This window comes from Bacillus sp. FJAT-26390, from assembly GCF_001682865.1.
Taxonomy (GTDB): Bacteria; Bacillota; Bacilli; order Paenibacillales; family Paenibacillaceae; genus Pristimantibacillus.
Genome location: NZ_MAQX01000033.1, coordinates 152,804 through 167,007, shown reverse-complemented (window position 1 = coordinate 167,007; position 14,204 = coordinate 152,804). Strand labels below are relative to the sequence as shown.

10 protein-coding genes are annotated in these 14,204 nt (G+C 50.1%); all 10 read left to right on the top strand.

All coding sequences use genetic code 11. The features are described 5' to 3' along the window. Position 1: 1 nt before the first annotated feature. The 10 genes from A7975_RS25010 (at position 2) to A7975_RS24960 (ending at position 14,083) form a co-directional block, all read left to right on the top strand. Positions 2 to 1,552 carry an NADH-quinone oxidoreductase subunit N gene (locus A7975_RS25010; protein ID WP_065386955.1) on the top strand — a complete coding sequence of 517 codons (1,551 nt, stop codon included), beginning with the start codon at positions 2 to 4 and terminating at the stop codon, positions 1,550 to 1,552. 486 nt (positions 1,553 to 2,038) lie between these two features. Further along, positions 2,039 to 5,122 carry a S8 family peptidase gene (locus A7975_RS25000; RefSeq protein WP_255314543.1) on the top strand — a complete coding sequence of 1,028 codons (3,084 nt, stop codon included), beginning with the start codon at positions 2,039 to 2,041 and terminating at the stop codon, positions 5,120 to 5,122. Positions 5,123 to 5,193: 71 nt separating this feature from the next. Next, positions 5,194 to 5,460: a DUF1146 family protein gene (locus tag A7975_RS24995; RefSeq protein ID WP_053373777.1), complete on the top strand. Its 267-nt coding sequence runs from the start codon at positions 5,194 to 5,196 to the stop codon at positions 5,458 to 5,460. Between the two features lie 301 nt (positions 5,461 to 5,761). Continuing rightward, positions 5,762 to 7,195 carry a UDP-N-acetylglucosamine 1-carboxyvinyltransferase gene (gene murA / locus A7975_RS24990; RefSeq protein WP_065386953.1) on the top strand — a complete coding sequence of 478 codons (1,434 nt, stop codon included), beginning with the start codon at positions 5,762 to 5,764 and terminating at the stop codon, positions 7,193 to 7,195. Between the two features lie 143 nt (positions 7,196 to 7,338). Continuing rightward, positions 7,339 to 8,316, top strand: a complete 978-nt coding sequence (locus A7975_RS24985; RefSeq protein ID WP_065386952.1) for a LacI family DNA-binding transcriptional regulator — start codon at positions 7,339 to 7,341, stop codon at positions 8,314 to 8,316. Between the two features lie 179 nt (positions 8,317 to 8,495). Then, a complete protein-coding gene (locus A7975_RS24980) occupies positions 8,496 to 9,821 on the top strand; it encodes an ABC transporter substrate-binding protein (protein ID WP_065386951.1) in 1,326 nt (441 codons plus the stop codon). Positions 9,822 to 9,929: 108 nt separating this feature from the next. Then, complete coding sequence (locus tag A7975_RS24975) at positions 9,930 to 10,814, top strand: carbohydrate ABC transporter permease (protein ID WP_053373781.1); 885 nt, start codon at positions 9,930 to 9,932, stop codon at positions 10,812 to 10,814. Further along, positions 10,814 to 11,641: a carbohydrate ABC transporter permease gene (locus A7975_RS24970; protein ID WP_065386950.1), complete on the top strand. Its 828-nt coding sequence runs from the start codon at positions 10,814 to 10,816 to the stop codon at positions 11,639 to 11,641. The genes A7975_RS24975 and A7975_RS24970 overlap by 1 nt, the downstream gene beginning before the upstream one ends. 24 nt (positions 11,642 to 11,665) lie before the next feature. Continuing rightward, entirely contained in the window at positions 11,666 to 13,120 is a 1,455-nt protein-coding gene (locus A7975_RS24965; protein WP_082198445.1) for a glycoside hydrolase family 32 protein, read from the top strand. Positions 13,121 to 13,132: 12 nt separating this feature from the next. Continuing rightward, positions 13,133 to 14,083: a carbohydrate kinase family protein gene (locus A7975_RS24960; RefSeq protein ID WP_065386949.1), complete on the top strand. Its 951-nt coding sequence runs from the start codon at positions 13,133 to 13,135 to the stop codon at positions 14,081 to 14,083. The last annotated feature ends 121 nt before the right edge of the window (positions 14,084 to 14,204 follow it).

Below are 14,204 nucleotides of genomic sequence, written 5' to 3'. Positions count from 1 at the left end.
CATGTACGAAGGCGTTTCTTTCATACCACTGACATGGACGGATATGCGCTACCTTGCCCCGGAGTTTTCGCTAGCTGCTGCTTTTTTGATTTTAATTCTGCTGGATTTGCTATTGCCAAAGCGCGTAAACAGAATCTCGATTGGTTGGTTAACGTTAGCTGGCATACTCGTTTCGCTGCTATTTGTTGTCCTGCGAATGATCGACATGAACATTGGCGGAGCATCTGCTGAAGCGATCCATCTGCTTGGCAATAGCTACCGCATTGATGATTTTGCCAGCCTGCTGAAGCTCGTGTTTTTGACGGGAACGGCGCTTATCGTGCTGCTCGCGCTCGGATCGGCGCGTGATGAGGAAGCGATAACGGATAAGTCGGAATATTATTATATGCTGTTGCCTGCTCTTATTGGCGCGATGATGATGGCCTCATCAGGCAACTTGGTGACGCTGTACATCGGGCTGGAGCTGCTTAGTCTAACAAGCTATGTGCTCGTTGGCATGAGGCGCAAATCGTTGCAGTCCGCCGAGGCGGCGTTCAAGTATGTGGTGACGGGCGGTATTTCCTCCGCCATGGTGCTGTTCGGGATGTCGTACATATACGGGATCACAGGCTCGGTTGATCTTGGCACGATCGCGGAGGCGTTGCCTCGTGCTTTGAATGATTTCAAAGCGCTTGCTTATGTCGGGTTCTTCTTCATGATTGCCGGCTTCGGCATCAAAATAGCAGCGGCGCCGTTTCACGCTTGGGCACCTGACGTGTATCAAGGCGCTCCTACTCCGGTATCTGCTTTTCTAGCGGTTGTCGCGAAGGGCGCGGCGCTTGCAGCTATATTCCGAATTATTTTCAGCACTGCGCTAATTGCCGTAACGGGCGACGGTGCCGAAGTATTTAAAGATGTATTCTTCGCCATTCTGGTCATTGCGGCGGCTGCGATGCTTGTCGGGACAACGACAGCGCTAAGGCAAAAAAATATGAAGCGATTGCTCGCTTTGTCAGGAGTAGCGAATGCCGGCTATATGCTCGTGCCGATCGGAATTTCGATTACGGTTGTGCACAGCAGCAATTTCTCAGAGTTTGTTTATTATTTAGTGGCATACTTATTTATGACCATAGGGGCATTCGCGGTGTTTACCGTCGTGAGCAAAGCCTCTCTGCATGACGAGATAAAAGGTTTCGCGGGCATGTACTACCGTGCTCCTTGGACGGCTGCGGCGATGGTTATCTTCGTATTGTCGCTGGCTGGGCTGCCGGTATCCGGCGGATTTTTTGGCAAGCTGTTCATCTTGCTGGGCGCGGCAAGCGCCAAGGCATATTGGCTCGTAGCTATTATGGTAATCAGCAGCGTCATCTCTTATTACTTCTACTTTGGCCTCGTGCGCCAAATGTTCATGCGAAGCGGGAATGACGAGAACGAGATTCGTATCCCGGGCGGCACAGCAATCGTGATTTGGCTATGCGTAGCGGCGACGATTGCGCTAGGCCTATTCCCTGGGCCGCTTATGGAATGGATTGATGCGGTTTTCTCGATAAAAGGCGATTTGATGCTTGGTTAAGTGATTAGGGGCTAGAGAAGCAGGAAAAGGCAGGAAATAGCTAGAGAAATCTAGCGAAAGCAGGAGAAGCAAGGTGAGACTCTCTCGAGGGCGTATGGTCTTCGCAGGCGGGGAGCGGCCTTGCTTTTTTTTTATCTATGAAATGAGTAGAGAAAAGGTGGAGCGCGGCACTCTGCTGCGCCTGTTTCAGCGGTCGGGGATGTGGGTAAGGAGCAGCAGGGGAGTAAAGATTCATCTCTATAGGATTGGAGATATGGAAGGGCTGCTGAGGATGTTGGTCGTTCTAGTTCTACATGACCGAGAAAACATCGTATGACGTCGGGAAACCGTATTTTGTGCATACGGAAGGGCTGTCTCCTAGGTCTTTTGTCCTTTTGTCTGTATGTAACAAGGGAAATGATAGCTGTAAATAGAAATAATAGGTACAGCATTATCCATTTGAAAGTGGGAACAAACTATAATCGTTCCAATACGAAAAGGCAGAATATGATGATTAATGAAATAGCATCAAGACCAGCTCGAGAATCGCATAAAGACTGCGATAAGGCAGCGAGCGCAGGCATGCGGCCTGCGCTCAAAAATAAAATAGCGCGCCTGCGCAAGCGGGCGGCCGCCAAGAGCACGCCGAGCGCGCGCACGCTCCTGCGCCGCGCGCTGCTCGCGCTCTTGCTCGCGAGCGTTACCCTCGGGGGCATAGCCCCCGCAGGGCTCGCTCCCGCCGCAGCTAGCGCGGCTGCTGACGCCGCCGGCGCAGGCGAAGAGCAGCCGCAAAGCTGGCTGCTCAAATGGAGCGATCCCGCGCTGGCGCATGAGCCGCGCGGGACAGAAGTGCTGCGCCGCCAGGATGAGGCGGCGGTCATGCTCGTGCGTCCGGCCGATGAAGGCGCGGACGTGCAAGAGTGGCTGCGCCGGCTGCAAAGCATGCCGGGCGTGGCATACGTGCACCCGAATTACCGGGTGCACGCCTTGTCTTTGCCTGCCAGCGAGGCAGAAGCCGATTCGCAAGCAGCCGCAGCGCCAGAGGCGGAGGAGACAGCGCCTCCGCCCTCAGCGAGGCTTGCGGGAGCAGCGGCGGCTGCTGCGCTGCAGGCGAATGATCCGCTGCTGCCTAAGCAGCGATATCTAAGCCAAATCGGCGCGCCCAAGGCGTGGGAGACCGTGCGCGAGCAGCAGCAGCAGCTTACGATTGCGGTCGTGGATACGGGCGTCGATTTGGACCATCCTGATTTGAAGGATAATCTAGTTCCAGGCGCTAACCTGGTAAGCCCGGGCAAGCCGCCGGATGATGATAACGGTCACGGAACAAGCGTGGCGGGCGTCATAGCAGCGTCTGGAAATAATGGAGTAGGCGTATCAGGCATACTCTGGAAAGCTAAAATAATGCCGATCAAGGCGCTTGATCACAGCGGCGACGGTACGGAGCAGGAGCTCGGCGAAGCCATCTTGTATGCGGTTCGCAGCGGTGCAAGCATCGTCGTGCTTTCGGTAGGCCTACATCGTTACTCCCCTTATATGCTCGATATCGTGCAGTATGCGGAAAGCAAAAACGTACTGCTTGTTGCGGCGTCGGGTAATGATGGCGTCTCGCTCGGCGAGAAGGCGGAAGTGAAGTACCCGGCAGCTTATCCGACGGTTCTCGCGGTTGGCGGGGTCAAATCGGATAATTCCGTGGACAGCAGGTCCAACCGGGGCTCGGAGCTTGATCTGGTCGCGCCTTGGAATGTGTATACGACTGCGATTGGCGGTTTGTACAAAGCCGAGGAGGGAACCTCGATGGCAGCGCCTCAGGTTGCTGCGGCAGCAGCTCTAATATGGGCACGCTACAAGGACTTGAAGCCTTACCAAGTACGCTCGCTGCTACGCCAGACAGCTAAGGACATTGGCACTTCCGGAGCAGACCGCAATTCAGGCTATGGCGTGCTTCAAGTTGACCAAGCGGTTCGCGCCACTTTAAATCCGGATATTTTCGAGCCGAATGACAGCATGTCAACGGCAGCTCGTTTTCCGCTTAACTCGAATATTTCAGCCATGCTGCAAGGAACCGCTGATCGCGATTGGTACCGAATCGATGCGCCATATGATGGTACGTTGACGGTACATTATGAAGGACTTGTTGCCAGCGGCAAAATCGTGCCGCCCGTTCGCCTTACCCATTATGCGAATGGCGTGAAGCAAAGCGTGAGCGATACGAAGCTTGCAAGCAGATCCATAGATATCGAGGTCAAAAAAGGGCCGCAGCTTATTCAATTAGAGCTAATCAATCAGAGCAGCGACGATGATCTGGCTTATTTGCTTACATCGACGTTTACGATGAAGCCGGACGATTACGAGAAAAACGATAAGTCGTACGAAGCCTCGACGCTTCAGCCCAGGACCCAATCGATAACAGGCAATTTCCATCAAACTGCTGACCGGGATTGGTTTGCCGTTACCTTTACGCAAAGCGGGAAGCTCAGCCTCGTGCTCAGCGCGAATACGGCTCGCATTGATCCCGGGCTGGCTCTCCAAAGAGCGGGCCAGCAGCTGCTCGTTTACGATGACGAGGGAGAAGGGGCAACAGAGCAGTCACCTGTCATAACTGTGACTCCCGGCAAATATTATATTCGTGTTCATAATGCGATCTCCTCGGAAGCGAGTCCGGCTATAGGCACTTATACGCTCAAGATGAACTATACGCCTAAATATGATGATCCGAATGAACCAAACGATAAATCGTATGAAGCGTTCATGATTAATCCAGGCACAGAGTACCTTGGGGTAATCGGCAGCTACACCGATGTGGATTGGTTTCAATACCGGATTTCGAGCGCAAGCATCGTTAGCATGACGGTCAGCGGTACGCCGCTCGATGTCGATTTGAATCTCCAAGTATATGACAAACGTATGAAATCGCTGGCGACAGGACGAACCGGCGCTAGCGGGAAGCTTCAGACGAGCGAGCTGCTGCTGCAGCCAGGCTTGTATTATGTGAAGCTGACGGCAGACGCTCCCTTTGACAAGCAGTATTATCGGTTGAAAATTAAGTCAGAGGAGCTGATAGCCGGTTTCCGCGATATTAAGGACCATTGGGCACAAAAAGAAATTATCGCTTTAAACAAGAAGGGCATCATTAACGGTACGGGCGACAATCGCTTTGAGCCTAAGCGTTCGATTACAAGGGCTGAGGCGATAGCGATGGTCGTCAAGGCTTACAAGCCAATAACGCCTAGCGGCATGGGGCAAGTGAAGCGGTTTAAGGATGTTCGGGTGAGCCATTGGGCAAATGACGCCATCACAAGCGCGGTGAGGCAGGGCTGGATCAAAGGGTTCCCGGATGATACATTCAGGCCGGATCAGCCGATTACGCGGGCGGAAATGGCGTTTATCATCGGCCATGCCGAAGGCGTACAGCCGCGGCTTCCGACGTTCGATCCGTTTGGCGATGTTCCCAAAACGCACTGGTCAGCCCCCTTGCTGTTTGCGATGAGACTGAATGGTCAAATCGATGGGGTGCAGTCCAATCTCTACAAACCGAAGCAGGAGGCAAGCAGGGCTGACTTCACCGTCCTTTTGCACCGCTTCGTATCCTAATATTTGCATATAACCTTTTCGCATCCAAACTCGTTTGAATGGTAACTAAGCTGCGAAGCCAGGGAGGCAACATGAACGTCGACAACGAGCTCTACAATGACATGCAAACCTACACGGGCATGACCGGTTTGTTTTCCATTGTCATTGTCATTCTCAGCATTATTTTTGTTTGGTTTGTCATTCAAGAGGTAAAGTGGGAAACCTTTTTTCGTTTTCCGCGCAGCCCCAAAGCACGTCTGTTTCAAGTCATCGTCGCCATCATTATGGGACATTTGCTCGCCAAATTTATTTTGGAATATTGGGGTTACACGGTGCTTCTCAAAAGCTTTGTCGAATAACAAAAGCGAAACATGTCAACAATGGGTAATACATGACGGACTCAAAAAACAAACGAGCCACGAATAGGTATTAATTAGGACCTGAATGTGGATGAGGAACGTACTTTTTACCGAAAAACAGAGTCGTTTATGGTGAAAAAAGTCATAAATTGCCACCGGAAGCGTGTGCACAAAGTAGTAATAATTTAACGCTTGTCGATTCGTGTAATTGAGTGATAAGATGAAGTTTGGGTAAAGAGAGCTATTCCAGAATATTCACGAATAGGAAATAGAAATTGCAGTTCGCGGAGGGAACCAAAAGATGACCAAAATTATCGTCCGCGGAGGCCAGCGTTTAAATGGTACGGTCCGTGTTAGCGGAGCAAAAAATGCAGTACTCCCCATTTTAGCGGCCTCATTATTGGCGACAGAAGGAGACAGCGTCATCTGTGACGTACCCCTCCTCGACGACGTTATGACGATTCAGAAAGTGCTTGCCTCTTTGGGCGCACAATTAACTTATAACAATGAAACGATGCGCATTACAGCGCAAGAGATTACGTCCTACGAAGCTCCGTATGAGCTTATTCGCAAAATGCGGGCATCTTTTCTTGTCATGGGGCCTCTTTTGGGCCGTATTGGCAAGGTAAGAATTTCGCTGCCAGGCGGCTGCGCGATCGGAACTCGTCCGATTGACCAGCATTTGAAGGGCTTTGAAGCGATGGGCGCAGAAATTACGCTTGGGCAGGGCTTCATTGAAGCAAGCACAAAGACACGTCTTAAAGGTGCGAAAATTTACCTCGACGTGGCTAGCGTAGGCGCAACTGAAAATATTATGATGGCAGCCGCTTTGGCTGAGGGCACAACCATTCTTGAAAATGCAGCCAAAGAACCTGAAATCGTTGATTTAGCAAATTATATCAATGCGATGGGCGGTAAGGTTCGCGGCGCAGGTACGGGCGTAATCCGTATCGAAGGCGTGGACAAAATGTTTGGCGCAGCGCATAATGTCATTCCTGACCGCGTGGAAGCAGGCACGTATATGATCGCTGCAGCCATCACAGGCGGAGACGTATTCGTCGAAGGCGCTATTGCGGACCATTTGACGCCGGTTATTTCCAAGCTTCAGGAAATGGGCGTAGAAATTACGGAGAGCGACAACGGTATTCGCGTACAATCCAGCACTGTGCTGAAATCGGTTGACGTCAAAACATTGCCGCATCCGGGTTTCCCTACGGATATGCAATCCCAAATGATGGCACTGCTGCTTGTATCCGAAGGAACGAGCGTCGTGACGGAAACGGTGTTCGAGAACCGCTTCATGCACGTCGAGGAGTTCCAGAAGATGAACGCTCAAATTAAGGTGGATGGACGTACAGCTATCGTTAGCGGCGGCTTGCCTCTTACAGGGGCAAAAGTATGCGCAACCGATTTGAGGGCAGGAGCGGCGCTTATATGCGCGGCTTTGCGAGCAGACGGCGAGACGGAAGTAACGGGTCTGCATCATGTGGATCGCGGTTACGTCAATATTACGGGCAAGCTCGCAGCGCTTGGCGCTGATATTCACCGTGTCGAGCAAGAGGTTGCCGCAGCTATGGCTACGACAAGCAAGCAAGCTTCAAGCAGCCACGGGCTGCCAGCTCGGGATATCGCTTCCGTAGTTGCGATTACGGCATCGTCTGAGAGCGAATCGGCCGCTTCCTACAAGCGTGAGAAAGAAGTTGCCGTTCTCAAAATCCAGCCGACTTGGGCTTAACGTTTCCCTTTTTATCAAAAAGAAGCTGTTTCAAATAAGCCGTCATGGACTTATCTGAAACAGCTTCTTTTTTGCTGCCGTAGGAATATATCTGCGATTTAGCTATAATGAATGGGACTACTGCAAGATGCAAAGGGGCGGCCATGGCAACGATACATGATGTGGCGAAATTAGCGAACGTATCCGTAACGACGGTGTCTCGCGTTTTAAATAATCGCGGTTATATTAGCGAAGCAACAAGAACCAAGGTGTTCAAGATCATGGATGAGCTCAATTACCAGCCTAACGAGATCGCGCGGTCTCTCCTGCGAAAACAATCCAACGTCATCGGGCTGATCATCCCAAGCGTCGCCCATCCATTCTTTAGCGAGCTTGCAAATCATGTGGAGAACTACGCGTATGAGCTGGGCTTCAAAATGCTGCTATGCAACTCCCAGCTGGATAAGGTGAAGGAGAAGGATTACATTGAGATGCTCAAGCGGAACCGCGTTGACGGCATCATTATGGGGAGCCATACCCTTCAGGTAGAGGAGTACAAAAACCTGAGTTCTCCGATCGTAACCATCGATCGCCAAATCAGCAGCGATATTCCTTACATCTCATCCGATAATTTTTCTGGCGGGAGTCTAGCTGCTGAACTGCTGGTTAACAAAGGCTGCAAAAAGATTGCGCATATTTGCGGCAATCTGGAGCTGCAGCTGCTCGCCAACCAGCGGACGATTGCTTTTCAAGCCATTATGAAGGCGAAAGGAATCGAGCATGTGATCATTCAGACGGACATGAACGTTTTTGATCAATTGCAGTATGAGCAGATTATCCATCGGCTGTTTCAGGAGCATCCTGATCTAGACGGCGTGTTCGCTACAAGTGACATTATCGCAGCGTTTGCGGTTAAGGAATGCGCAGCCGCCGGCAAGCGTATTCCTGAAGACGTGAAGATCATTGGATATGATGATATTAATGCGGCAAGATGGATGACCCCGGAGATCACGACTATCAAGCAGCCGATTGCCGAAATCGGCAAAACGGCGGTAGACTTGATCGTGAAGCAAATGAACGTTGAGCCCTTCGAGGCGGAAAACATTTTGCCCATATCGCTGATTGAGCGAGCAACTACATAAGTAAGGAAATGACGGAAAACCCTTGTCCTGCAAGGGTTTTTTTGCTGTCTAAAAATAATGTCAATCGTTTGACATGTCAAACGATTGACATACAAAAGTGCCGAATATATAATACGTTATGAAAGCGGTTTACACGATCGGTAATCCGTTTGTGAATATGAAGAATCGGGGGCATTAAAATGAAATCATGGAAATGGATACAGGCGCTGGCAATTTCACTTATCGTCGTAATGACAGTTACTGCATGTGGCGGCTCTGGCAACTCTGGAAACTCCGGCAATTCCGGATCAAAAAACGAAGGCTCTGCAGTAAAGATAACGCTGCTTAATTCTAAAGGTGAAATACAAGCCCAGCTGGAAGAAGCGGCAAAAGCTTTTAAAGAAGACAACCCGAACATCACACTTGAAATTATCCCGGTTCCGGCTGGGCAATCTCCTTTCGAGAAGGCTTCAGCGCTTTACGCTTCAGGCAATCCGGCTACTATTACGATGCTCGATACGGGTGACGTTGAGAAATTCAAGGATCGCATTCTTGATCTTAGCGGTGAGAAATGGATGGCGGATGCGGTTGATCGCAGCACGTCGCTTACGACGTTCGATGGCAAGAACTACGCATTCCCACTGGCCATTGAAGGTTATGGCTTCATTTATAACAAAGCGGTTGTTGATCAAGCGGTAGGCGGCACATTTGATCCGGCAACGATTAACACAACGAGCGCGCTTGAAGAGCTGTTCAAAAAAATCGAAGCATCAGGCAAAGCGCCGCTTATCATCTCTCCAATGGATTGGTCGCTTGGCGCACACTACTTGCCGCTTGCTTACGCAGGCCAATCCGCTGATACGGAAGCGGTTGCGAAGTTCGTAGATGATCTGAAAGCAGGAAAAGTCGACCTTGCCAGCAATGCCGTATTTAATGGCTTGATCGATACGTTTGACGTCATGGCCAAATACAATATCGACAAAGCTTCTCCATTGTCCGGTACGTATGAGAGAGGTCCAGAAGTGCTTGGCAAAGGGGAAGTAGGCATCTGGTTCCAAGGAAACTGGGCTTGGCCGCAAATCAGCAGCTTCGATACGGCAAGCGGACAATACGGGTTCCTGCCTGTACCGATAAGCAACAATGCGGATGACTTTGGCAATACGCAAATTTCTTCCGCCGTTTCGAAACGTTTGGTGCTGGACAAGGAAAAAAATACGGCCGAGCAGCAAGCGGCTGCCAAAACGTTTTTGGAGTGGATGGTGTACAGCGAGAAGGGACAAGACTTCCTTGTAAACAAAGCGAACATTATCCCTGCATTCAAGAATATTACGCTCGAAGCTAAGGATCCCCTTGCGAAGTCGATCTCTGAACATATCGCAAAAGGCAAAACAGAGGATTCAATGAGCACGCTGCCTGCCGATCACTGGGCGAAGCTTGGCGCATCGATGCAAAAGTATTTGGCGGGTGCGGCTGACCGTGCTGTTCTAACCAAAGAAGTCGAAGAATATTGGAAGACGGTTAAGTAACCTATTAAAAGCTAGCTGCTGGCTTACCCCGCATAGGTGACGGGGTAAGCCGTTTACTCTTAATCACGATTATTTTTTACAAACCATGCATGAATGCGAGGGATCATGATGATAACGGAAAAAGGGCTGTGGAATCGCTTGCGACTGCGGCTGCTGTTTACCGGACCTACATTGTTTGCTTTTCTTGCCGTAATGATTATTCCTTTCCTGTATGGCATCTATTTGACCTTTACGAATTGGGATGGCATTTCGACGACAAGCAGCCTAGTAGGGTTTGCTAATTACGTTTCGGTATTTAAAGACGCTGTTTTTTGGAAATCATTTATGCTGACGTTAAAATATGTTTTCATTTCTGTCGGCCTTATTAATGTGGTCGCTTTCCTGCTAGCCTTTGTATTATCGAGCGGCTTAAAGGGGCAAAGCCTTTTCCGGGCAGGCTTCTTTATTCCCAACCTAGTAGGCGGGATCGTGCTCGGCTTCGTATGGCAATTTATTTTTTCCAATGTGATCGTGTACTTAGGCAAAGAATTGAGCATTCCATTGTTCAGCGCTTCATGGCTGGCCGACCCGAATAAAGCATTCTGGTCGATGATCATCGTTACGGTATGGCAATACGCAGGTTATATGATGGTTATTTATGTAGCCGGGCTCATGAATGTGCCAAAGGATATTTTGGAGGCAGCCAGCATCGATGGTGCAAGCTTATGGACCAAAATGCGCAAAATGATTTTGCCGCTTATGGTTCCTTCATTTATCGTCTGTATCTTTCTATCGCTGCAAAGATGCTTTATGGTGTATGACCTGAACCTCTCGTTAACGAAGGGCGGGCCGTTCAAAAGCACGGAGATGGTATCTATGCACGTGTACGAGAAGGCATTCCTATCGAGAGATTACGGAGTAGGCCAAGCCGAGGCGTTCGTCCTGTTCCTGCTTGTAGCGACGATAACGATTGCTCAGGTTTATTTTAGCAAGAAGCTGGAGGTTGAGGCGTGATGGCAAACAAAAACGGAACGCTGGCATGGACAAAGTTCATCGCCCTCTTCATTGGCTTGCTGCTGTTTGTGTTTCCTTTCTTGATGCTGCTCGTCAACTCCTTTAAGGAGAACAAGGCGATTACATCAAGCCCGCTTTCCTTGCCGGATCGATTTAGCTTTGCGAATTACACGAATGCTTTTGGCAAAATGGAATACGTCTCTGCCTTTACGAACTCGGTTGTTATAACGGTGCTTAGCGTCGCCCTTATTTCCTTTTTAGCTGCCATGACGGCTCATTATTTTGTAAGAAATCAATCGAAGCTGAATCAATACACCTTTTTCTTAATGGTCGCGGCTATGATTATTCCGTTTCAGGCCATTATGATCCCTCTCGTCAAAATATACGGCTCCATCGGCTTTTTGAATAGCGAATGGGCCCTCATTTATATGTATATCGGCTTTGGCAGTCCGCTGGCTGTTTTCATTTATCACGGGTTTGTAAAAAGCATACCCGCGGAGCTGGAAGAAGCGGCGCTTATCGATGGCTGTACGAGAACGCAGACGTTTTTCCGAATTGTTTTTCCAGTGCTGGCCCCAACCACGGTTACGATTGCAATCTTAAATGTATTATGGATTTGGAATGATTTCTTATTGCCATCCCTCGTATTGATTTCGCCGAACGAGCGAACGCTGCCGCTGTCGACCTTCTATTTCTTCGGGACGTACACGGTTGATTATGGGCCGCTTATGGCGGGTCTTATGCTGACCATATTGCCTGTGCTGGTAGTTTACTTATTCGCGCAGAAATATATTATTCAAGGGGTTATGCAGGGCTCAATCAAATAACAAGTAAGGGTTGGATGCTTTATTTTGTACACGAGAGAAAATGCCGATAAATTTATTGCTGACCGTAAATATTTGCTGAACGAAGAATACCGGCTAACCTTTCATTTAATGAGCGAATTCGGCTGGATGAATGATCCGAACGGCTTTATCTACTATAACGGCGAATACCATATGTTTTACCAGTACTATCCGTACCAGCCCGTATGGGGCCCTATGCACTGGGGGCACGCGGTAAGTCATGATCTAATGAAGTGGAAGCAACTGCCTGTAGCTCTTGCGCCGGATCAAGCTTACGACCGCGACGGCTGTTTCTCTGGCAGCGCTTTTGAGCGTGACGGCAAGCTGTATTTGATGTATACCGGTCATCTAGTAACAGGCCCGGATAAGGATAATGATTACCGCCAAAACCAGAACATCGCCGTCTCCGAGGACGGAATCCGGTTCGAGAAGCTGACGAGCAATCCGGTTATCGGTCCGGAACAAATACCGGCAGGTCTAAGCCGGAAAGACTTCCGGGATCCGAAAGTGTTCGAGCGCGACGGTGTTTATTATGTGGTGTTAGGCTCAAACGATGGGCAGGGACACGGGCTTATTTTATTGTATCGCTCGCATGATCTGGCTAATTGGAGCTTAGTTGGGGAAATTGCGCGCAGCGACGGCAAGCTCGGAGACAATTGGGAATGTCCGGATCTATTTGAGCTGGGCGGGCGTGATGTGTTGATGATGTCGCCGCAGCGCATGCCGGCACAAGGGGATGACTATCAAAATCTGCACTCCACTACTTATATGATCGGTCGGCTGGATATCGAGGGCGGAAGCTTCCGCTATGAGCGGTATGAGCCGATTGACTGCGGCTTTGATTTTTATGCCCCGCAGACAACGATTGACGACAAAGGAAGACGCATCGTCATGGCTTGGATGGAGACATGGGAGACGGAGATTCCAACGCAGCTTGGTCATTATTGGGCTGGGGCAATGACGATGCCGCGCGAGGTTGTTTTGGACGGGGAATCATTGTTGTTTAAACCGCTGGAAGAAACGAGCGCTTATCGTCATAACGCTTTTGAAGCTGGGAATTTGAGCCTGAGCGGTGTTAAGGATATGGAAGTGAGCGGGGACTGCTACGAGCTTGAGGTTGTATTTCAGGCCGAGCAGGCTGAAGAGTTTGGTCTAAAGCTGCGAGTGGGCGGCGAGGAGGAGACTGTTCTTTCTTACAGACAAGCAGAAGGCCGGTTTCGATTCAATCGTGATCGCTCGGGAGTCGGTTTGGGCGGCGAGCGCAGAACGAAGGTCGCGTTAAAGGACGGCCTGCTCACGCTGCGCGTATTTGTAGATAAATCGTCTGTCGAAGTGTTCATTCAAGGCGGTGAAAAGGTCATGACGGGCCGAATCTACCCGGGTGCGGGTTCGCTGGGCATTCAAGCGTATGCCGAGGGATCATGTTCTATGGTATCCTTTAAAAAATGGGATATAAAGTAGGAGGGAATTAAACTGTCTAAGCTATATACAATTGGGGAAGCGCTCATTGACTTTATTCCAGATTCACGGGGAGTCGAGCTGAAGAATGTCGTTAACTTCAGGAAGGAAGCCGGAGGGGCTCCTGCGAATGTTGCCTGTGCGGTAGCGAAGCTAGGCGGCAGCAGCGCATTTATCGGAAAGCTGGGTCAGGATGCTTTTGGGGATTTTCTCGTGGAAACGTTGGAGGCGGTGGGCGTCGATACGGGGCATGTGCTTCGGACGAAAGAGGCGAATACAGCTCTTGCATTTGTAAGCTTGAAGGCAGACGGCGACAGAGATTTTTCCTTCTATCGCAATCCGAGTGCGGACATGCTTCTTACGGAGGACGAGATCGGTGAGGATTGGTTCGCGAAAGGGGATATTTTGCACTATTGCTCCGTTGATCTAATTGAGGCACCGGTGAAATATGCCCATCTTAAAGCGATAGCGGCGATGAAGGCGGCAGGCGGCCTGATCAGCTTTGATCCAAACGTAAGGCTTCCGCTATGGGAGGATCATGAGCAGTGCAGGCAAACGATCCTTCAATTTGTACCTTTGAGCCACCTTGTCAAAATAAGCTCGGACGAGCTTGCCTTTATTACAGGAATCGAAGACGAGCAGGAGGCGATCTCCTCGCTGTTTGTCGGTGACGTGCAAGCTGTCGTCTATACGCGCGGCTCCGATGGAGCAGCATGGTATATGCGCTCCTACGACGTTTCCGTGCCCGGCCAAAAAGTATCCGTCATGGATACGACTGGTGCTGGAGATGCTTTTATTGGAGCGATGTTATATCAGCTTCTATTAAATAAAGGAGTCGTAGAGACGATTGGAGCGGAAGAGGCGGAGCGAATTCTCTCGTTCGCCAATACCGCAGCAGCGCTAACGACGACCAGAGCAGGAGCAATCTCATCACTACCGGTATTGAGTGAGCTTCCGCCACTATAAAGAAGTTTCTATAAGAGTATTGTTTGTTCTCGCCGAGCAGGGCGGAGAAGGAGCAATACTCTTTTTTTGTTTGACAGAGAGCTTGGTGAGGCGTAGTGGGCATAAGCGTACGTATAGGTTT